General features: G+C 72.2%; 10 protein-coding genes. 5 read left to right on the top strand and 5 right to left on the bottom strand.

What is annotated here, in order from left to right:
* Positions 1-47 precede the first annotated feature (47 nt).
* From AB0D53_RS13995 to AB0D53_RS13985, 3 genes are all read left to right on the top strand, one after another.
* Positions 48-4,610: an amino acid adenylation domain-containing protein gene (locus tag AB0D53_RS13995; RefSeq protein ID WP_362444912.1), complete on the top strand. Its 4,563-nt coding sequence runs from the start codon at positions 48-50 to the stop codon at positions 4,608-4,610.
* A gap of 63 nt (positions 4,611-4,673) precedes the next feature.
* Positions 4,674-5,732 carry a ketoacyl-ACP synthase III family protein gene (locus AB0D53_RS13990; protein WP_362444909.1) on the top strand — a complete coding sequence of 353 codons (1,059 nt, stop codon included), beginning with the start codon at positions 4,674-4,676 and terminating at the stop codon, positions 5,730-5,732.
* A 23-nt stretch (positions 5,733-5,755) separates the two neighbouring features.
* Positions 5,756-11,029, top strand: a complete 5,274-nt coding sequence (locus tag AB0D53_RS13985; protein WP_362444906.1) for a type I polyketide synthase — start codon at positions 5,756-5,758, stop codon at positions 11,027-11,029.
* A 78-nt stretch (positions 11,030-11,107) separates the two neighbouring features.
* Here AB0D53_RS13985 and AB0D53_RS13980 read toward each other — a convergent pair whose 3' ends face one another.
* Positions 11,108-11,485 (bottom strand): hypothetical protein, encoded by a 378-nt coding sequence (locus tag AB0D53_RS13980; protein WP_362444903.1) that lies wholly within the window; start codon positions 11,483-11,485, stop codon positions 11,108-11,110.
* A gap of 230 nt (positions 11,486-11,715) precedes the next feature.
* Here AB0D53_RS13980 and AB0D53_RS13975 point away from each other — a divergent pair, with 230 nt between their 5' ends.
* Complete coding sequence (locus AB0D53_RS13975) at positions 11,716-13,266, top strand: tryptophan halogenase family protein (RefSeq protein WP_362444900.1); 1,551 nt, start codon at positions 11,716-11,718, stop codon at positions 13,264-13,266.
* 93 nt (positions 13,267-13,359) lie between these two features.
* Positions 13,360-13,875, top strand: coding sequence for a flavin reductase family protein (locus tag AB0D53_RS13970; protein ID WP_362444897.1), 516 nt, complete (start codon positions 13,360-13,362; stop codon positions 13,873-13,875).
* Here the strand turns inward: AB0D53_RS13970 and AB0D53_RS13965 are convergent.
* From AB0D53_RS13965 to AB0D53_RS13950, 4 genes are all read right to left on the bottom strand, one after another.
* On the bottom strand, positions 13,805-14,776 hold the full coding sequence (locus AB0D53_RS13965) for a winged helix-turn-helix domain-containing protein (RefSeq protein WP_362444894.1): 972 nt from the start codon (positions 14,774-14,776) through the stop codon (positions 13,805-13,807). The genes AB0D53_RS13970 and AB0D53_RS13965 overlap by 71 nt on opposite strands.
* Before the next feature lie 125 nt (positions 14,777-14,901).
* A complete protein-coding gene (locus tag AB0D53_RS13960; protein WP_362444891.1) occupies positions 14,902-16,245 on the bottom strand; it encodes an NAD(P)/FAD-dependent oxidoreductase in 1,344 nt (447 codons plus the stop codon).
* Positions 16,242-16,529, bottom strand: coding sequence for an acyl carrier protein (locus AB0D53_RS13955; protein WP_362444888.1), 288 nt, complete (start codon positions 16,527-16,529; stop codon positions 16,242-16,244). Before AB0D53_RS13955 ends, AB0D53_RS13960 begins: the two co-directional genes overlap by 4 nt.
* A 31-nt stretch (positions 16,530-16,560) precedes the next feature.
* Positions 16,561-21,666, bottom strand: coding sequence for an amino acid adenylation domain-containing protein (locus AB0D53_RS13950; protein ID WP_362444885.1), 5,106 nt, complete (start codon positions 21,664-21,666; stop codon positions 16,561-16,563).
* Between the last annotated feature and the right edge of the window lie 81 nt (positions 21,667-21,747).

Here is a 21,747-nt window from a genome sequence, read left to right as displayed (position 1 = left end):
GCTCTGTGTACGGGATTTCCTGGAAACAGCGAGCGACGGAGTCGAGAATGATCGACCGGGACGCGATCCGGCTTCCTTTGTCCGCCGGCCAGCAAGGGGTGTGGTTCGCCCACCAGACGGATTCCTCCGGGTGGGCGTACAACTGTGCGGAGTACATCGCTGTCGACGGCCCGGTCGACGTCGCCCTGTTCGGCAGGGCCTGGAGGATTCTGCACGCCGAGGCCGATGTCGTCCGCATCGGTTCGGTGGTCCAGGACGACGGTCTGTGGCAGGTGCTGGACCCGGGGCACGCGGCCGGTCTGCCGCTGATCGACTTCTCCGGCGACGACGATCCGGACGACCTGGCGCATCGGTGGATGCGCGACGATGTCCGCCGGCCCGTCGATCTGAGCACAGGACCCGTCACCTCGTTCGCCCTGATCAAACTGTCCGGGAAGAGGTTCTTCTTCTACTACCGCATGCACCATGTGCTCATCGACGGCTACGGCGTCCATCTGCTGGGGCAGCGGCTCGCGGAGATATATTCCGCGCTGGCCGCCGGCCGGACCTCCGTCGCCCGGGTGTTCGGTCCGCTGAAGGACCTTCTCGACGGCGAGGCCGAGTACCGTGCGTCCGAGGCCTTCGCGGCGGACCGGGCGTACTGGGTGGAGCACTTCGGTGACCGGCCGGGGCCACTGCGGGTCCCCGGCCGCCGGGGTGCCGCATCGAGCCTGCCGGAGGAGCGGCTGCGGCTGCGGCTGGCGGCCCCGCTCCCCGACGACGCTCTCGAACTGCTGCGGAAGACGGCCGCCGTGTCCGGCACCACGTGGCAGATCCTGCTCATGGCCGTCGTCGGGGCCTATGTCCACCGGGTGACCGGACGCCAGGAGGTGATGCTCGGCGTGCCCGTGGCGGGACGTCGCAGCGTCGCGGCGCGCCGGATCCCCGGCATGGCGACCAACAGCGTGCCGGTGCGTCTGGACGTCGCCCCCGGGACGAGTCTGGCTGACCTGGTGCCGCGCCTGACGAAGGAGGTCGGCAACGCGCTGAAGCACGAACGCTTCCGGCTGGAGGACCTGCAGCGCGAACTCGCCCCGGAGGGCGGAGCGGGCGCTCTGATGGGCCCCGTCGTCAACTTCATGCCGTACGGCGGACCGCTCCGTTTCGGCGACGCCCCGGCCACCAGTCACAACCTGGCCTCGGGACCGGTCCTCGACCTGTTCGTCACCTTCCGTCCCGAGCCCGGCGGCGGCGCCATGTCCATGGTTCTGGACGGGAATCCCGGGACGCAGGACCTGGAGAGCCTCTCGGCGCACCAGGAGCGCCTGATGGCCTTCATCCGTACCGTGGCCGCCGCTCCGGACACCGCGATCGCCGCGATCGACGTGCTCGGCGCGACGGAACGCCGCGCGCTCCTCGTGGAACGCAACGCCACCGCGCTGCACCTGGGCGACGGGACGGTGCCCGGGCTGTTCAGGAGGCGGGCGGCCGCAGCCCCGTCGCACATCGCGCTCGTCCACGGTTCCCGCACCATGACGTACGGGGAGCTCGACGGGCGCGCGGACCTGCTGGCCCGGGCACTGGCCGCGGGAGGCATCGGCGCCGAGGACCTCGTGGCCCTCGCGCTGCCGCGCTCACCGGAGCTGATCGTCGCCATGCTGGCCGTGCTCAAGGCGGGTGCCGCCTTCGTGCCTGTCGACGTGTCCTATCCCACCGAGCGCTTCGTCCACATCGTCGGCGACTCGTCCCCCGCCTGTGTGGTGACCACGAAGGAGGAGACGCGGCTGCCCGACGGCGTTCCCCGCATCCTCCTCGACGGCACGGACCTCCCGCCGGGCCCGGAGCTCCCCGCGGTCGCGCTGCCCGGTCCGGGCCCGGACGATCCCGCCTACGTCATCTACACGTCCGGCTCCACCGGGGCCCCCAAGGGCGTCGTCGTGCCGCACCGGGGTCTCAGGAACCTGGTCGAGGACAACATGCGACGGTACGGCCTCGGCTCCGGGAGCCGCGTGCTTCAACTGGTGTCGCCGAGTTTCGACGTGGCGATGGCCGACATCTGGCCGACCCTGCTGGCGGGCGGCCGGCTGGTGCTGGCTCCCGAGGGAAGAACCCTGACGGGAGAGGAACTGGCCGCGCTGCTGAGCACGCAGCGGATCACGCAGGCCGCGATCCCCCCGGTCTTCCTGGCCCGGACACCGGCCGAGAACCTGCCGGAGCTGAACGTCCTGATCACCGGCGGCGAGCCCCCGGCCCCCGAGACACTGCGACGGTGGGCCCCGGGCCGGCGGATCTTCAACGAGTACGGCGTCACCGAGGCGACCGTCACCACCACCGTGAGCCCGCCGCTGGACCCGGCGGACGCCCCGTCGATCGGCCGTCCCGTCGCCAACTCCCAGGTGTACGTGCTGGACGACGCCGTGCTGCCGGTCCTTCCCGGGGCGGCGGGGGAGCTGTACATCGGGGGAGCCGGGGTCGCCCGGGGCTATCTGCGCCGGCCGGAGCTGACGGCCGAACGCTTCGTGCCGTGCCCCTACGGACCGCCCGGGTCGCGCATGTACCGCACCGGCGATCTCGTGCGCTGGCGGGCCGATGATCAGCTCGGCTACCTCGGGCGCGTGGACAGCCAGGTCAAGGTCCGCGGCTTCCGCATCGAGCTCGGTGAGATCGAGGCGGTGCTCGCCGGCCAGGAGTCGGTCCGGGCCGTGGTGGCGGCGGTATGGGAGGACCGGCCGGGCAACAAGCGGCTGGTCGCCCACGTGGTGCCCGCACCCGGCACCGTGCTGGACACCGAGGAGGTGCGCCGGGAGGCCGCGCTCTCGCTGCCGGAACACATGGTCCCCATGGTGGTGGAGCTGGACGCGGTGCCGGTCACACCGAACGGCAAGGTGGACCGCGGCGCGCTGCCCGCGCCGGACTTCTCCTCCGCCGGGACCGGGCGGCCGCCCGCGGACGACCGGGAGGAGATCCTCTGCGCGCTGTTCGCACAGGTACTGGGGTCGGACCGGTTCGGTGTGGAGGACTCGTTCTTCGGCCACGGGGGCGACAGCATCCTCGCTCTGCAACTGGTCGCCCAGGCGCACCGGGCCGGGCTCGGATTCGAGGTGGGCGATGTCTTCCGCCACCCGACCGTCGCCCAACTCGCCCCGCACACCAGCATGGTCACCCGCCCGGAGGGCCGGGCCGACGAGGCCGGAGGCGGGAGCGGCCCGGTCGCGAGGAGCGGCCCGCCGGTGCACGGCGGCTCGCCCGGCGCCGCCGGCCTCACCCCCGCCGACCTGCCACTGGTCGACCTGGACCAGAGGCAGATCGACACACTGGGCGCCGCCCACCCCGGGATGTCCGACGTACTTCCCCTGACGCCCCTCCAGGAGGGCCTGCTCTTCCACAGCATCCTGGCCGAGGACGGCGTCGACGCCTACGCGGCACAGCTCCGCTTCGACCTCGCCGGTCCGCTGGACACGGCGGTGCTGCGGGCGGCCGGCACGTCGCTGCTGAAACGGCACGCCGGTCTGCGGGCGGCCTTCCGGCACACCGACACCGAGGAGCCCGTACAGATCATCTGCGAAGGGCTGCAGCCGTCCTGGGCCGAGCGGGACCTGTCGGCGCTGCCGGAGGACGAGCGGGAGGCCGAGGCGCAGCGGCTGGCGGCGGAGGAACGGTGTCGCCCCTTCGACATGACGGCACCACCGCTGCTCGGGTTCCTGGTGCTGAAGCTGACCGACGGCCGCCACCGGGTGATCCTGACGGCCCATCACATCCTGTGGGACGGCTGGTCCACGTCGATCCTGGTGCGTGAGCTCTTCACGCTGTACGGGCAGGGCGGCGACGGTGCCGGCCTGCCCCCCGCCCGTCAGCACCGTGACCACCTGGCCTGGCTGTCCACCCGGGACCGGGCCGGGTCCCGGCGGGCCTGGGCCGCCGCTCTGCGGGGCCTGGCCGGCCCCACCTATGTCGCCGACGGCGTGACGGGGCCGGCCGCGGAGCACCAGGCCCATCTCACCCAGGAACTCGGTGCGGTGCTGACCGGCACACTCTCCGCGTCCTGCGTCGACCACGGCATCACGCTGAGCACCGCCGTGCACGGCGCGTGGGGGCTGCTGCTCTCCCGGATCACGGGGAGCGACGACGTGCTGTTCGGCACCTCCGTCTCCGGGCGCCCGTCCCAGCTGCCCGGGGTCGAGAGCATCGTCGGCCTGCTCGCCAACACCGTCCCCTGCCGGGTGCGGCTGCGGGCGGGTGAACCCCTGATGGCGGCCCTGGCACGGCTTCAGGAGGAGCAGCTGTCCCTGGTGCCCCACCACTACCTGGCGCTGGCCGACATCCAGCGGCAGGCGGAGGGCCCACGGGGCGGTGCCGTGCTCGGCTACAGCGGCGGCGCCCTCTTCGACACCGCCATCACGTTCGTCAACGGCGCCCTCGAAGCGGGCGGGCCGACCGGTGTCGACGGTCTGCGGCTGACCGCCCTCGGCGTGGAGGACGGAACCCACTACCCGCTCCGGCTGGTCGCCCTGCCGGGCCGCATGCTGACGCTGAGGCTCGGCTACCGGGCCGACGTCTTCTCCCGGAGCGACGCGAGGCGGCTGCTCACCCGGCTGGTGGAGACGCTGGAAACGCTCGCCGGCCGGGACTGACCGCCACCGGCCGGCCCGACATCCCCGCACCACCCCCACCCATCCCGAGGAGGCGAGGCGGCCTTGCGGACGCCCGACGTATTCATCAAGGGGCTCGGCACCTTCGTGCCCGACCCGGTCGCCACGGAAGAGGCCGTCGAGCAGGGTCACTACCCCGCCATCGACATCGAGCTGCACGAACTGGCCGGCGCGGCGGTGGCCGGAGAGACCCCGGCCCCCGAAATGGCCCTGCGCGCCGCGCAACAGGCGTACAAGCGCTGCGGTCACCGTCCCGAGGACACCACCGTCCTGCTGTACGCCGACTCCTGGCACCAGGGCCCCGACGGCTGGCAGCCCCAGTACTACCTGCAGCGGCACCTGGTCGGCGACGACGTGCTGTCGGTCGAGGTGAGGCAGGGCTGCAACGGCATGTTCGCCGCACTGCAGCTCGCCGCGGGCTACCTGCGGGGCATGCCTGCGGCGCCGGACGGCGGGCCGGCGACCGCGTTGCTCGTCGCGTCCGACAACTTCGGCACCCCGATGATGAACCGGTGGACCATGGGCCCGGGCTACGTCGCCGGGGACGCCGCCAGCGCGGTCCTCCTCACCACCGAACCGTCCTTCGCCCAGCTGCTCGCGGTGGGTTCGGTCGCCGTCTCCGAGGCCGAACAGATGCACCGGGGAGCCGAGCCGCTGTTCCCGCCCGGCCCCACCGTCGGACGCCCCCTCGACTTCCGGGCCCGCAACGCCGAGTACAAGCAGGCCGCTCTCGCGGAGGGCATCGGAACCCGGGCACTGGTCAAGGTCCACGGGGCGACCCTGGCGCTGGTCGAACGGACGCTGTCCGAGGCGGGTATCGGACTGGGCGACGTCACCCGGGTCGCGTACATGAACTACTCCCGGGAGATCGTCGAGCAGCGCTGCATGGCCGCGCTCGGCCTCCCCATGGAGAAGTCGACCTGGGAGTTCGGCCGGACCGTCGGACATCTCGGTGCGAGCGACCAGATCGTATCCCTCGACCACCTGGTGGGGACCGGAGAACTCGCGCCGGGTGACGTCCTGTTGATGCTCGGAGTCGGACCGGGCGTCACCCTGTCGAGCGCGGTCGTACGGATCCTCGACATCGCCCCGTGGCGCAGTTGAACAAGGCTAAGGAGACCGAAGTCGTGTCCATACGAGACGAGTTCGCGGCCGAGGCCGCGGCAGAGACCGGCACATCTCCGGTCACCCCGCCGGAACCGATAGCCGTGATCGGGGCCGGCTGCCGGCTGGCGGGCGACGCCGACTCCCCCGGCGAGTTCTGGGACCTGCTGCTGGCGGGGCGTGACGGCATCGGCGACATGCCCCAGGACCGTTGGGGCATCTACCGGGACCTCGGCCCGGAGCACAGCGCCGTGGTCCGTCGCTCCGACGTGCCCGGCGGCTTCATCCGGGACATCGAGGGCTTCGACTCCGCCTTCTTCGGCCTCACGCCCCGCGAGGCCGAGCTGATGGACCCGCAGCAGAGGCTGCTCCTCGAAGTGGTGTGGGAGGCGCTGGAGGACGCGGGCATCCCGCCGCAGAGCCTCGGCGGCGGGGACACCGGCGTCTTCGTCGGCATCGGCTCGGACGACTACGGGCGACGGCTGCTGGAGGACCTGCCGGCGATCGAGGCCTGGACCGGTATCGGCAGCGCGATGTGTGCCGCCGCGAACCGGATCTCGTACGCCTTCGATCTGCACGGCCCGAGCATGGCCGTGGACACGGCGTGCTCGGCCTCGCTGGTCGCCACCCATCTGGCCTGTCAGAGCCTCCGGGCCCGGGAGAGCGGCATCGCCCTCGTCGGCGGTGTCAACCTGATCATCTCGCCCGGCCTGTCCGCGACACTGGAGTCCGCCGGCGCCACCGCTCCCGACGGCCGCTGCAAGCCCTTCGACGCCTCGGCCAACGGCTACGGGCGCGGTGAGGGCGGGGCGGTCCTGGTGCTCAAGCGACTCGCCGACGCACAACGCGACGGCGACCGGGTACTCGCCGTCGTGCGGGGCAGCCACGTGAGCCAGGACGGCCGGACCAACGGCATCATGGCCCCCAGCGGGACGGCCCAGCAGCGGCTGCTGGAGGAGACCCTCCACCGCACGGGTGTGACCGCGGCATCGGTCGACTACATCGAGGCCCACGGCACCGGCACCCGGGTCGGCGACCCCCTCGAAGCAGGGGCGCTGGCCGCCGTGTACGGCGTGGGGCGGCCCGCCGGTGAACCGCTCCTGCTCGGCTCGGTCAAGCCGAACGTGGGCCACCTGGAGGCGGGTGCGGGCGTCGCCGGTCTGCTCAAGGCCACCCTTGCCCTCGCCCACGGCGAGATCCCGCCGAGTCTCAACCACACCCGGGGCAACCCGGCCATCGACTGGGACTCCAACGGCCTGCGCGTCGTCACCGAGCGCACCCCGTGGCCCGACCGCGGCCGGCCGCGCCGCGCCGGTGTCTCAGGCTTCGGCTACGGCGGCACCATCGCCCACGTCATCCTGGAGCAGGCGCCCGAGCCCGTCGCCCCCGCCGCTTCGATGCCGCGACCGGCCACGGGCCCGCGGCTGTTCCCGCTGTCCGCGAAGTCCCCGGCCGCCCTGCGCGACTACGCCGGCCGGCTGGCCCGATGGCTCGCCGAGGAGGGCCGGGGAAGCGGCCTGGACTCCCTCGGGCACACCATGGCGGTGCGCCGTTCGCATCTGGAGACCCGGGCCGCGGTCGTCGCGTGCGACCGGGAGGAACTGGCCGCCGGGCTGCGGACGATCGCCGAGGGCGACGAGTCGCGCGAGGCGGTCGTCGGCTCGGTCCCGGCGGACCCGGGCAAGGGCCTGGTGTGGGTGTTCTCGGGACACGGCTCGCACTGGGCGGGCATGGGACGCGAACTGCTCGCGTCGGAGCCCGTGTTCGCCGAGGTGATCGACGAACTGGACCCGGTGTTCCTGGAGGAGATCGGCTTCTCCCCCCGACAGGTGCTGCTGGACGGCGACTTCGAGACCGTGGACCGCATCCAGACCATGATCTTCGCGGTGCAGATGGGTCTCGCCAGGGTCTGGCGGGCGTACGGGGTCGAGCCCGACGCGGTGATCGGCCACTCCGTCGGAGAGGTGGGCGCCGCCGTGGCCTGCGGCCTGCTCTCCCTCGTGGACGGCGCCCGGCTGATCTGCCGCCGGTCGAAGCTGCTGCGCCGGGTGGCCGGACACGGAGCGATGGCGATGGTCCCCGTCTCCGCCGAGGAGGCCGCCGAGCGGCTCGCGGGCCGCACCGATGTGGTGGTCGCCATAGCGGCGTCGCCGAACTCCACGGTGATCTCGGGTGACACCGCCGGTGTGGAGGCCCTCGTCGAGGAGTGGCGGGCCGAGGGCCTGCAGGTGCGCCGGGTGGCCTCCGACGTCGCGTTCCACAGCCCGCAGATGGACCCGCTCCTCGCCGAGCTCGCGGCTGCGGCACACGACCTGAGGCCCGGGGAAGCGCGCATTCCCATGTACTTGACCGCGCACCCCGACCCGCGCAGCACCCCCGCCGCCGACGGCGCCTACTGGGCGGCCAACCTGCGCAACACCGTCCGGCTGGCGGCGGCCACCCGCGCCGCCGCAGAGGACGGCCACCGCGCGTTCCTGGAGATCTCGGCCCACCCCGTGGTGGCCCACTCGATCGGCGAGACGCTGGCGGAGGAGGGCATCGAGGACGCCTTCGTCGGCTCCTCACTGCGCCGCAACCAGCCGGAAGCGGACACCTTGCTCTCCGCCCTCGCCGCCGCGCACACCCACGGCATCGGCCTGGACTGGGCACGTCTCCAGCCGGCCGGTGAGCTGATCCCCCTGCCGCGGGTCGCCTGGCAGCGCAGCCCGCACTGGCGGGAGACGGCCTTCCCCGGCGGGGGCCAGGGCCGCGGGCACGATGTGGACGCGCACGAACTGCTCGGGCAGCCCCTTTCCGTCTCCGGCCGGGCCCTGCGGCTGTGGCGCACCCTCCTGGAGGACTCGAACCGGCCCTATCCCGGCAGCCACACCATCAACGGGACCGAGATCGTCCCGGCCGCCGTACTGCTCAACACGTTCCTGGCCGCCTCGGGCGGCGGACCCGGGAACACGGACGGGACGACCTCCGGATGTCTGCGCGAGATCGCGCTGCGACTGCCGCTGCCGGTGTCCGAGCGCCGTGAGCTCCAGGTGGTGCGGGAGGACGACGGGCTCCAGCTTTCCTCGCGGCCGGCCGGGGGCGACGGCTCCTGGCTGACCCATACGACCGCCACGACGGGGACGGCCGATGACGCGCCCCTGGGCGGAATGCCGGCGCCCCCCGACGGCCTGGCCCCCGCCGACCCGGGCGCGATCCAGCGGCACCTCGCCTCGGTCGGCGTCCCGAGCATGGGCTTCGACTGGACCGTCGAGGGCCTCCTGCGCGCCGAGGGCACACTGCACGCCCGGGTGCGGCCGGGCCTGCCGGACCGAGGACCGGTGACCTGGGCCCCGGTCCTCGACGCCGCCCTGTCCATCGCTCCCTCCGCGTACCCCGGGCCCGCGACGCTGCGCATGGTGGCCGGCCTCGACGAGATGCGGGTCGAGGGGAATCCGCCGCCGGTGGCCGAGATCAGGGTCACCCACGACCCGGCGGCCGACCTGGTCGATGTGCTGATCGCGGACCCCGACGGCCAGGTGCTGGCCGCGCTGACCGGCGTACGGTACGGCGGGATCGGCAACGACTCGATGGTGACGGCACCACCCCGTGAGCTGGTCCACGAGATCGCATGGCGCCCGCTGGACCCCGCGCCGGAGACGGTTGAGGGCCCGGAGCGCACCGGGCGGGACGTGGTGCTGATCGGTGCCGTCGACCATCCGCTGGCGGGCGCGCTGCGCGAGCGGGTCACCGCCGAGGGCCGCCGGTTCCTGGCCGTGAAGCGGCCCGGCGACCTCGGAGTACCGGCGGCCGGGTTCGAGGCGGCCACGGACGTACTGGTGCTGCCGCCCCAGCCCGCGCCCCAGGACGCGGTACCCGACGCCGCGGCCGCCAACGCCTGGCTGCTGCTGGAGACGGCACAGTGGCTGGCCGCGCTGGGCACCGTGAGGTTTCCCCGGCTGTGGGCGGTGACCACGGGGGTGCGGGAGAGCCGGGACACGACCGGGCCGGCGCACTCCGCGCTGTGGGGGCTCGGCAGGATCGTCGCCGGTGAGCACGGTGAGCTGTGGGGCGGCATCGTCGACCTGCCGGCCGACGGCGCGCAGGGTGCGGCGGGCCGGCTGCTCGACGTGGTGCGGGCGGCACCGGGGGAGGACGTGGTGTCACTGCGGGCGGACGGTGCCGCGGAGGTGTCCCGGCTGGCCCTCACGGAGCGGGAGGAGCGGCACGAGGCCGTGGCCTGCCGGTCCGACGGCACGTATCTGATCACCGGCGGCCTCGGTGTGCTGGGTCTGGAGGTCGCCAGGTGGCTGGCCGGGCGGGGCGCCCGGCGCCTGGTGCTGGCCGGCCGGCGCGGGCTGCCGCCGCGTGCGGAGTGGGACGGTGCGACCGACGAGGCCACCCGGCGCCACATCGCGGACGTCAGGGCGCTGGAGGCGCTCGGGGTGACCGTGCGCGCGGTGGCCCTGGACATCGGTGACAAGGCCGCCGCGGCCCGGCTGCTCACTCCGGACGCCCTCGGCATGCCGCCGATCAGGGGCGTCGTCCACGCGGCGGGCGTCCTCGACAACCGCATGGTCCCGGATGTCGACGAGGAGTCGCTGCGCGCGGTGATGCGGCCCAAGGCGCAGGGCGCGTGGGTGCTGCACGAGCTGTTCCCGGCCGGCAGCCTCGACTTCTTCGTGCTCTTCTCCTCCTGCGGCCAGCTTCTCGGACTCCCGGGCCAGGCCAGTTACGGCTCCGCCAACGCCTTCCTCGACGCGCTGGCACACCACCGGGGCGACATCACGAGCTTCGGCTGGACGTCGTGGCGTGGTCAGGGCATGGCCGTGAACGAGGTCGTGGACCTGGAGCTGCGCGAGCGGGGCGTCACCGACATCTCGCTGTCCGAGGCGTTCGCGGCGTGGGACCACGCGGCGCGCCGGGGCACGGGGCACTTCCCGGTGCTGCGAACGGTACCGCTGGAGGCGGGCACCGAACGGCTGCCGCTGCTGCGGGAGACCGGCACGGCGGAGCCCGCGGCGGCCGGTCCGGGGCCGGCCGGCGACGACCTCTTCGCAGGCCTGTCGGGGGAGGAGCTGCGCGAGCGGCTGACCGAGGAGATCGCCGGGCAGATCGCCGGCGAGATGAGGCTGCCGGTCGCCTCGCTCGACGTACGGCGTTCGCTGGTCGAGCAGGGCCTCGACTCGGTGATGACGATCGTCATCCGCAAGCGGCTGGAGAAGCGCTTCGGCCACAAGCTGCCGGCCACACTGCTGTGGCACCAGCCGACGGTGACGGCGATCAGCGGGCATGTCGCGGAGCTGCTGTCGGAGCGATGACCCCACCGCACACGAGGCCGCCCCCCTCTCTCCGGCCGGAGAGAGGGGGGCGGCCTCGTGTGCGGGAGCGAGCGGTCCTCACCCCCAGATTCCGCATTGGCCGATGAACTTGCTGTCGAGCACGTTGTCCTGGGTGTCCCGGACCTCGACCGTGTAGTCCCAGCCGCTGTAGTGCGCCTTCTCTACGCTCCAGGTGCCGTCGGCGCCGACGACGAGGGTGTCCTGCGTCACCTGCCAGTCGCCGAGGTGGCGGACGACGATCGTCATGCCCGGCGGGTAGCCCCTGCCCCACGCTTCCGCCACGAACATGTCGCAGTCCAGGTAACCGCCCGTCTGCAGCGCCCGTGCCGACGCCGCGGACGGTGCCGGAGCGGCCGTCGCCGGGGTCACGGCGGCACCCGCGAGGGCCAGTGCCGCCGCCGCGGCCACACCGGCCGCCTTGATGGTGCGAAGCATTCCGAGAACTCCTTCGTAGGGATTCCGAGGAAAGTGTGCGCCAGGATCGTAAACCCCCCTTCTGGAATGCACGGAAGCGCCAGGAGAAATGCACCGGATTGCGGTCGGCGAAGCGCCGCGTATCACCTGCGACTTTCACTGGTCGCTTAAGGGCCTTCCCGGGGTTCCGTAGCGAGCCTAGTCTCGGTTTCTGTCCGGCCTTTGCGTACCAACTGGATGGGGAAGCACGCATGCTCAATAAAGTCGTGATCGTGGGAGGCGGTACGGCGGGTTGGATGACCGCCTCGTATCTCAAGGCCGCTTTCGGTGAGCGGATCGATATCACGCTGGTGGAGTCCGGGAAAGTCGGAGCCATCGGGGTGGGGGAGGCCACTTTCAGTGACATCCGGCACTTCTTCGAGTTCTTGGGGCTCAAGGAGAAGGACTGGATGCCGGCCTGCAACGCCACGTACAAACTGGCGGTGCGTTTCGAGGACTGGCGTGAGAAGGGCCACTACTTCTACCACCCGTTCGAGCAGATGCGTTCGGTCAACGGCCATCCGCTGGCCGAGTGGTGGCTCCATGACGGTCCGACCGACCGGTTCGACAAGGACTGCTTCGTGATGGCCTCGGTCATCGACGCCGGGCTCAGCCCGCGCAGGCTCGACGGCACCCTGCTCGACACGCCCTACGACGAGGGCGCGGACGAGATGCGGGGCCTGACGATGTCCGAGCACCAGGGCAAGACCCAGTTCCCGTACGCGTACCACTTCGAGGCCGCACTGCTGGCCAAGTACCTGACGAAGTACGCCGTGGAGCGTGGCGTCAGACACGTGGTCGACGACGTCGAGACGGTCGAGCTCGACGAACGGGGCTGGATCGGCTCCGTCAGGACGGCCCGGCACGGCGAACTCGGCGGTGACCTGTTCATCGACTGCACCGGCTTCCGCAGCCTGCTGCTGAACAAGGCGCTGGAAGAGCCGTTCATCTCCTTCCAGGACACCCTGCCCAACGACAGCGCGGTCGCACTCCAGGTGCCGATGGACATGGAGAAGCGCGGCATACGCCCGTGCACCACGGCCACCGCCCAGGACGCCGGCTGGATCTGGACGATCCCGCTGACCGGACGGGTGGGAACCGGTTACGTCTACGCCAAGGACTATCTCTCCCCCGAGGAGGCCGAGCGCACGCTGCGCGAATTCGTCGGCCCCGCCGCGGCCGACGTCGAGGCCAACCACATCCGGATGCGCATCGGGCGCAGCCGCAACTCCTGGGTGAACAACTGCGTCGCCATCGGGCTGGCCAGCGGTTTCGTGGAGCCGCTGGAGTCGACCGGGATCTTCTTCATCCACCACGCGATCGAGCAGCTGGCCAGGAACTTCCCCGGCCCGGACTGGCACCCCACCCACCGCGAGCGCTACAACGACGCCGTCGCCCATGTCATGGACGGTGTGAGGGAGTTCCTCGCGCTGCACTACCTGTCGGCCAAGCGTGACGACACGCAGTACTGGCGCGACGCCAAGACGCGTGTCGCCCCGGACGGACTCGCCGAGCGCATCGAGAAGTGGCGCGCCCAGCTCCCGGACAGCGAAACGGTGTTCCCGTACTACCACGGGCTTCCGCCGTACTCGTACATGTGCATCCTGCTCGGCATGGGCGGCATCGACCTGAAGGCGTCGCCCGCGCTCGCCCTCTCCGACCCCGGAGCGGCCCGGCAGGAATTCGAGGCGATCCGCGAGAAGACCGAGCAGCTCGTCAAGGTGCTGCCCGGGGCGTACGAGTACTTCACGCGGATGCGCTGACGCCGCCGTGGCGTCTCACCTCCCGGGTGCCGCGGCGGGACCCGCCGTGCGGGCCCGCCGCGGGCGGCCGTACCGGCAGGAAAGGGCAGTGCGATGAGTGAATCGACCACCCGGACGCCGGCACCGGCGACCCCTGACGAGTTCCGGACGCTGATGAGCGGCTTCCCCACGGGGGTCGCCGTCGTCACCGCGACGGACACCGCCGGCGTGCCGCGCGGGATGACGTGTTCATCCCTGTGCGGAGTGTCGCTGGAGCCGCCGGTGCTGCTGGTGTGCCTGCGGGCCGGCAGCCCCACCCTGGAAGCGGTGCTGGGCTCCGGGGCCTTCGCGGTGAACCTGCTGAGTGCCGGTGCGCGGCCGACGGCGGAGCTGTTCGCCTCGGGCGATCCGCACCGCTTCGGCAAGGTCCTCTGGGAGGCCGGCCCGTCGGCCGCGGGGCCGCATCTGCTGCGGGAAGCGCACACCGTGGCGGACTGCGGGGTGCGCTCGCAACAGGCCGTGGGCGATCACGTGACGGTGTACGGGGAGATCCACCGGGTCACCCGGCGAGGTGACCGTGTCCCGCTGCTGTACGGACTGCGGGAGTTTCGGCCCTGGCGGGAGCACTGACCTCCCCCGCGGTGCCGCGAAGCCGGCCGCCGAGCAGCGCCAGTCCCAGGGGCGTCACCGTGTGCAGCACTCTGTTCCGTACCCGGCGCGTGGTGATGAGCCCCGACTGGCGCAGCACCGTGGCGTGCTGGCTGGCGCCCGCCGACGAGATGCCCAGGCGGGACGCGAGCTGGCCGGTGGTGCAGGCGGCCGTCGTCAGCTCCCGCAGCGCCGCGGCCCTGGTCTGGCCCACCAGGGCGCCGAGGGCCTGCACATCGGCTCCGGTGCCGCCCCACAGGCCGCCGCCGGACCGGGCGACGGAGAAGACGAGCGCCGCCATACCGGTGTCCGGCTCGCACTCGACGACCCGGCCGACCTTGCCGGGCAGGAAGACGGAGGGGCACAGCAGCAGGCCCCTGCCGTCGAGATGGATCTCGCGGTCGGGGCCGTCGGGTATTTCCAGGGCCGAGCCGGTCCACTCGATTCGGGGATGCAGGGTGGCGAGCAGTGCCTCGACGCCGCCGGCCATCACGAGACGGCCACGTGCCTCGCACTCGGCTTCGAGCCGTTCCCCGATGCGGTCCCAGTACGGCGCGACCGACACCCGCCACACCTCCAGGGCCAGCCGGGACGCGTCCGCACGGGTCAGCCCCGACGGCCCGCCGCCCGGCCCCGCCGCCCGCTCCAGGAGGAACAGCAGGTCGTCCGGGGCCTCGGCCGTGCACGGCAGCAGGGCCGACGGGCTGCGGGGGGTGGACTGCCGCAGCAGGCGGTGACGGACCTCGCCGCGCCATCGCGCGTAGTCGGCATGGCCGGATCCGGTCAGTACACCGAGCGCGAAGACGCCTTCGGCGAGAGGGCCGAGCGTGCTCCGCAGCCGGGTACGTGCCAGGTCGGCGGCGGTGAGGTGAACTCTCTGCATGCTCGCTCCCGTTGGCGGTGGTTCCGGGGAACCGTTCACCGACCACTCCTCCCGGCGCCGCGGCAGGCGGCCGCCGGGCGGAGGTCCGTACCGGTGGGCGGACCGTCGGCGGACGGCCCGCCCGGTCAGAAGCCGGGTGCCGCGGCCGGGGCCCGGAGTGTGCCGAGATAGGGATGCCACAGGTGGCCGGGGTTGTTCTCCACCTCCGCCACGATCTCCCGCATCGCGACGAGGGCCTTGGGCTCCTCTCCGTCGTAGACGTCGCCCTGCAGCATCTTCAGCACGTCGATGCGGTAGCGCGGGTCCTGGACGAAGGCGGTGAACAGGACGTTCAGGCGGTAGTAGATGGAGATGAACTCGTACCAGTACTTCACCGCACGGCGGAGCTTGCTCTCGTAGGTCTCGAAGCGCTTCTTGGCGAAGTCGCCCGCCTCGTGTGCCGCGATGATGTCCTGGGCGGCGATGCGCGCGCTGTTGAGGGCGACGCTCACACCGCTGGAGAAGATCGGATCGACGAAGCGGGCCGCGTCTCCGATGAGCACGAAGCGATCGCCGCAGATCTGCTTCATCGCGTAGCTGTAGTCGCCCTCCGCCTTGAACTCCCTGACCCGCTCGGCGTTCTTCAGCGCGTCGCGCAGTTCGGGACGGCTGGAGACGAGGTCCCAGAAGAACTCCTCATGGTTCTGGCCCGCGGCGGCGAAGCGCTTCTTCTGCGTGACGACACCGATGCTGGTGACCGTGTCGCTGATCGGGATCTGCCACACCCAGGCGTCCTTGATGGGCAGGAAGTGCACGAAGATGTGGTCCACCTGCGCGGCGTCGGCGGCGATCGACTCGCGGTCCAGACCCTCGAACCAGGTGTGGACGGCGTACTGGTCGAAGACCGGGTCGGCGACCTTCACCTTGAGCTGCCGCCCCAGCAGAGTGCTGCGGCCGGAGGCGTCGACGACCATACGGGCGGTGAAGTCCGTCTCCTTCGACGCCATGCGGACGGTCAGCCGCACCAGTTCGGGATCGGCGAAGTCCGCCTTCAGCACCCGGGCGCCGTTGAGGACGGTCGCGCCCTGCTCGTCGGCGTGCCTAAGCAGAATGGCGTCGAACCGGCCCCGGTCCACATGGAAGGTGTAGTCGCGCTCGACGCCCGGCTGGTTGCGTTCCACGAACGCGATGTCGGCGGTCCAGCCGTGGCTGAGGCCGCTGTATCCCATGCGGGGTATGTCCCGTGACTCCGCGGAGGTCCACGAGGCACCGTACTTCTTCGGGAACCTGGCCTCGTCGATCTTTCCGAGCGCCCCGATCTCGTGCAGTACGGGTGTGGTCGCCGGGACGAGGGACTCGCCCACGTGCGGCCGGGGGAACGTCTCGCCCTCGAACACGACGACGGAGAGTCCGGCCCTGGCGAGGTAGGAGGCCATGGTCGAGCCGGCGGGCCCGCCACCGATGACCGCGACGTCGAAGTCCGGCTTCATGCTTTCTCCTTCTGGGCGTGGGCGTGGGCGTCCGACGACAGGTCGTGCAGCATGCGGGCGATGGTCCGGATGTCCTTGAAGTGATCGATGTCGATCTTCGCGGGCGAGACGTACAGGCCCAGCTCGTCACGGATGTGGGTCAGCAGGAGCGCGACCCGCAGGGAGTCCAGGACGCCCGAATCCATGAGCGGGGACACATCGGTCAGCTTCGCCTGCTCGTCGCCCTGGAGAAATTCTTCTCCGATGAACTTGACGAGCGCGGAGACGTAATCTTCCTCAGTCATCGGTTCTCGCTTTCTGTGCGGTGCCGATATTTCACATGTGGCCGTTCGGTGAGTTCTGCTCGTCCCACTTCAGTGACTCCGCCCTCAGATCCTCCTGCGACATCTGGTCGATCTCCGCGCGGACCTCTGCCTCCACCACCTCGGCCAGTTCGGCGACCGTGCTGCCCTCGAACACGGCTCGGGTGGGGAAATCGATGTCGAATTCCTGCTGGATCTCCGCTATCAGCCGGATCGCGAGAATCGAGTTCCCGCCGCTGCGGAAGAAATGGCTGTGCGCGCCCGCATGGATTCCGAGGAGCTTCCCGAAGATCTCCGCGACCCGTTCCTCCACGACCCCGCGCGGTTCGACCAGGTCGTCCGCCGTCGCCGCCTCGGGCTTCGGAAGCGCCGACCGGTCCAGCTTCCCGTTGGCGTTCAGCGGGACGCGCTCGATCGGCGTGAAGGTACGGGGGAGCATGTAGGAGGGGAGCCGCTCCGCCACGTGGGCGGCCAGCTCCTCCTGGATCTTCGCCGGTTCCGCTGTCCCGGGGGCGGGAACCCAGTACGCCGCCAGGCTCGTGCTGCCGTCCACGTCCACGACGGCGGTCACGACCGCTTCCGCGACATCGGGATGCGAGTGGAGCACGCTGGTGATCTCGCCGAGTTCGACCCGGTAGCCGCGGATCTTCACCTGGCCGTCCCGGCGGCCGACGTAGTCGACGTGACCGTCGGGCAGCAGCCGCACCAGATCACCGGTCCGGTAGAGCCGTGCCCCCTCCGGACCGTACGGGTCCGGTACGAACGACGCGGCGGTCGGTCCGGGGCGGGAGGCGTAACCACGGGCCACACCGTGGCCGCCGACGTACAGCTCACCGACGACACCGACGGGCGAGGGGCGCATCAGATCGTCCAGGACATGCATCGTCACGCCGGGCAACGGCCGCCCGATGGGCACCGAATCACCGCTCACGGGAGCCGTCACCGGGTAGGTGCAGGTGCCGACGGACGCCTCGGTCGGCCCGTACTCGTTGATGAGCCGTCCGGCGCCCAGCGCCCGCGCCCACCGGTCGGCCGCGTGCACCGGCAGAGCCTCGCCGGCCACCACGATCACCTTCGCCAGGCCAGCCAGCTGCTCGGGTTCGAGCTGCCCCGCGAGGATCTCCATGTGCCCGGGGGTCAGCTTCAGGAAGGAGAACGGTGCGGCGGACCGGAGCCGGGGCCCCAGCTCCGCCAGGTCGAGGTCCTGCGGCAGCAGATGTGCGGGCAGGCCCGCGAGCAGGGGCGCCCAGAGGTTCGGCACCACGAGGTCGAAGGCGACCGACGAGAACACCGCGCTGCCGCCGGGCCCCCGGGAGGCCAGTTCCCCGACCGCCCAGCGGACATGGTTCGCCAGTCCGCGGTGCGTGACCTGCACACCCTTGGGCCGGCCCGTGGAGCCGGAGGTGTAGATCACATAGGCCAGCAGGTCCAGGTCCCCGCCCCGCCCCGGATCCAGGGACGCCGGATGGGCCGGCGGCGTACCGGGCTGCGCCGCGATCAGGTCCGCGTCGTCGTCGGTGGTCACGAACTGTCCGGCGAAGACACCGGCGAGGCGCTCCCGGTGCTCGGACCGGGTCAGCAGCAGCATCGCCCCCGCGTCCGCGAGCACGCTGCCGACGCGGGCCGCCGGGAAGGACGGGTCCAGCGGAAGATAGGCGGCGCCGGCCTTCCAGACGGCGAGCAGCGCCACCGGCAGGTCGATGCCGCGGTCGAGCAGGACACCGACCACCGATCCGGGCCCCGCGCCGAGACCCCGGAGCAGATGGGCCAGCCGGCCGGCCCGCTTGTCCAGTTCGGCGAAGGTCACCGTCGCGCCGTCGGCGACCAGCGCCGTGGCGTCCGGCACCGCCGCGGCCCGTGCCGCGAACAGCGCCGGGACGGATGCCGTCACATCGGCCGCCGGTGTGTGGTTGTGCCGCCCCGGTGCCGAGAGGGCGAGCCGCTCGTCGGCCGGCAGCAGGCCGAGGGTGTCGAGGCGCCCGAGCGGCTCGGCGACGACCGATGCCAGCAGCTGCTGGAAGTGGCCCGCGAGCCGCTCCACGGTGGCGCGTTCGAACAGCGAGGTGGCGTACTCCAACGCGCCCACGAGGGTGCCATCGGGCTGCCTGCGCAGATACAGGGTCAGGTCCGTCTTCGCGACGGACGACACATCGGTCACGGCGTCGAGCTCGTCGGCGTCGGCCGCGGAGCCGGTGAGTTCCTCGCCGTGATAGTCGAACGCCACCTGGTAGAGCGGCGTTCGGGACAGGTCACGCTCGGGCGCGAGTTCGGCGACCAGTTCCTCGAAGGGCAGCTCCTGGTGGCCGAAGGCGTCCTTGCAGACCTCCCTGACCCGCTCCAGCGCCTGCTCGAAGGCGAGCGATCCGTCCAGCCGGCAGCGCAGCACGAGACTGTTGAGGAAGAACCCGACGACGCCGTCGATCTCGGGGCGCTCGCGCCCGGCCACCGGGGTCCCGATCACCACGTCCCACTGCCCGGTGTACCGGGCCAGCAGCGTCGTGAACGCCGTGAGCAGCACCATGAACGGGGTGGCCCCACCGCGGCGCCCCAGCTCGGTGAGCGCGTCCGCGACGTCGGCGGGCAGGGTGAACGTGACGACCGAACCGCGGGCGTCCCGGGCGGCGGGCCGCGGCCGGTCGGTGCGCAGGGCCGACGGGACGGCCCCGTCGAGCACGGCCTTCCAGTGGCCGAGTTCGCGTGCCACGACGTCCTCGGTGAGCCGCTCGCGCTGCCAGACCGCGTAGTCGGCGTACTGCACGGGCAGTTCGGGCAGTACGGGGCTGCGGCCGGCCCGCAGCGCGCCGAGGATCTCGTGGAACTCCTCCCGCAGGACGGTCGCCGACCAGCCGTCGCCGACGATGTGGTGCATCAGCAGGACCAGGGTGCGATCGGCGGCCTTGGTGCCGCGGCCGCCCTCGGGTTCGCTGATCAGCAACGCGCGGGCGACGGGGCCGTGTTCCAGGTCGAACCCCTCGGCGGCGTCCCGCTCGACGATCACGCCGGCCTCGGCCCGCGCGGCCGTGACGCTGCGCAGCGCCATGGGGGCGGGCGGGTCGATGACCTGGACCGGCTCGCCGTCCCGGCCGCCGTCCGCCACGAACCGGGTGCGCAGCGCCTCATGGCGTGCCGCCAGTTCGTCCAGGGCCCGCCGCACCAGGCTCTCGCCATCGGTGGCGGGAACCCGCAGGAACAGGCCGGTCACCCATTCACGGCTGCGCGGGGCGATCCGCTCCAGCAGCCACAGCCGCCGCTGGCCGAACGACAGCGGCAGGTGCCCGGTGCGCGGCACCGGGCGCACCGCGGGAACACCGGCCCGCTCCGTGCCGTCGCCCTCCTCCGTGATCAGCCGGGCCTGCGCGGCGATGGTGGTCGCGCGCAGCAGCCGGGGCAGCGCGATGTCCCGGCCGGTCGCGGCGCGCAGCCGGTTGGCGAGCCGGGTCAGCTGGAGGGAGGAGCCGCCGAGCCGGAAGAAGTCGTCGTGCACTCCGATGTCCTCGGTGCGGAACAACTCCCGCCACTGGCCCGCGACCAGCCGCTCGGCCTCCGTGGTGGGCGCGGCGTCCGGGTGGCCGGCCGGATCGGGGGCGGGAAGCGCCGACCGGTCCAGCTTGCCGCTGGACGTCCTGGGGAGCGAGGCCATCTCGACGTACACGGAGGGCAGATGGCTCTGCGGCAGCCGTCCGGCGAGGAACTCCCGCAGCTCCTCGGGGGCCGCCGGGCGGGCCGCCGGGCGAGGGAGCAGGTAGGCCGCGAGCCGCGTGCCGCCCTCCGGCGTCCGGTACGAGGTGACGGCGGCCTCCCGGATGCCCGGATGGCAGGCCAGGGCGGCCTCGACCTCGGCGGGTTCGATCCGGACGCCGTTGATCTTGACCTGGAGGTCCGTCCGCCCGAGATGTTCGAGACTGCCGTCGGCCCGCTGCCGTACGAGGTCGCCCGTCCGGTAGCGCCGTGCGCCGGCCGGGCCGGACGGGTCGGGCAGGAAGCGCTCCGCCGTCAGATCGGGCCGGCCCAGATAGCCGTGGGCCAGCCCGATGCCACCGAGGTACAGCTCGCCCTGCCGGCCGGGCTCCACGGGATGCCCGTCGGGGCCGGCGACAACGGTGCGGATCCCGTCGACGGGGGTGCCGATGGGCACCGGGCCGGAACGCTGGACCGGGTCGAACCGGTGCCCGGTGACCTCGTTGGTGCACTCGGTGGGACCGTAGGTGTTCCACACCTCGACCTCGGTCTCCTGGTCCCCCCGCGCGCGCAGGAAACGCTGGACGAGTTCGGCGTACAGCTGTTCGCCGCCGGAGGAGAGCAGCCTCAGGTCGGTGCAGTTCCGCCAGGCGGGCTCGTCGACCAGCATGCGCAGCACCGACGGCACGACCTGCAGCACCGTGACGCGGTGTGCCTCGACCGTGCGGACCAGCAGGGCGGAGTCCCGCTCGGCACCGGGGGGCGCCATCACCACGGTGGCGCCGCCGGCCAGCGGGGCGAAGATCTCCCAGCCGGCTGCGTCGAAGGTCAGGGGCGTCTTGTGCAGGACGCGGTCCCCGGGACCGATCCCGTGGGTACGGACCCGCCAGTCGACCTGGTTGGCCAGACCCGCATGGCTGACCACGACACCCTTGGGCCGCCCGGTGGAACCGGAGGTGTGGAGCACGTACGCGGGATGCGCCCCGGAGACCTCGATGTCCGGGCCGTCCTGCGGCAGACCGTCGAGTGCCGCGGCGCCGGCGTCGAACGCCACCGTGCGCACGGCGGAGTCCTCGAAGCGCTCCGCCATGTCCGGGCCGGTGACCACCACCGCGGTCCCGGTGTCCGCCAGCACGGCGGAGGTACGGGCCGCAGGGTGGCCGGGGTCGAGCGGCACATAGGCCGCGCCGGTCTTCCAGACGGCCAGCAGTGTGACGGCGAGGCGCGTGCCGCGCTCCAGGAGGATGCCGACCGGCGCTTCGGGACCGGCCCCCGACCGCACCAGCAGGTGCGCCAGCTGATTGGCCCGGCGCTCCAGCTCGCCGTAGGTCAGCGTCCGCTCCCCGGCCACGACCGCGACGGTGCCGGCGCACGACGCGGCCCGGCGCGTGATGACCTCGTGGAGCGGCTCGGCCGCTGATGGATCCGAAGGGTGGTTCATCGACTCTCCCAAGGGGTCGGCAGTGCTCGGCCCGGGCGCCCCGCGGGCACGGCCGTGTTGTCCGCTGCCCGACACGCGAAG

It is taken from the genome of Streptomyces sp. NPDC048295, assembly GCF_040652135.1.
GTDB lineage: Bacteria > Actinomycetota > Actinomycetes > Streptomycetales > Streptomycetaceae > Streptomyces.
This window is presented reverse-complemented; position numbering and strand designations above follow the sequence as displayed.

Bases quoted from the DNA above. Each gene is read 5' to 3' on its own strand.
- AB0D53_RS13995 (WP_362444912.1), top strand. From the start codon at position 48: ATGATCGACCGGGACGCGATCCGGCTTCCTTTGTCCGCCGGCCAGCAA.
- AB0D53_RS13980 (WP_362444903.1), bottom strand. From the start codon at position 11,485: ATGCTTCGCACCATCAAGGCGGCCGGTGTGGCCGCGGCGGCGGCACTG.
- AB0D53_RS13975 (WP_362444900.1), top strand. From the start codon at position 11,716: ATGCTCAATAAAGTCGTGATCGTGGGAGGCGGTACGGCGGGTTGGATG.
- AB0D53_RS13970 (WP_362444897.1), top strand. From the start codon at position 13,360: ATGAGTGAATCGACCACCCGGACGCCGGCACCGGCGACCCCTGACGAG.
- AB0D53_RS13965 (WP_362444894.1), bottom strand. From the start codon at position 14,776: ATGCAGAGAGTTCACCTCACCGCCGCCGACCTGGCACGTACCCGGCTG.
- AB0D53_RS13960 (WP_362444891.1), bottom strand. From the start codon at position 16,245: ATGAAGCCGGACTTCGACGTCGCGGTCATCGGTGGCGGGCCCGCCGGC.
- AB0D53_RS13955 (WP_362444888.1), bottom strand. From the start codon at position 16,529: ATGACTGAGGAAGATTACGTCTCCGCGCTCGTCAAGTTCATCGGAGAA.
- AB0D53_RS13950 (WP_362444885.1), bottom strand. From the start codon at position 21,666: ATGAACCACCCTTCGGATCCATCAGCGGCCGAGCCGCTCCACGAGGTC.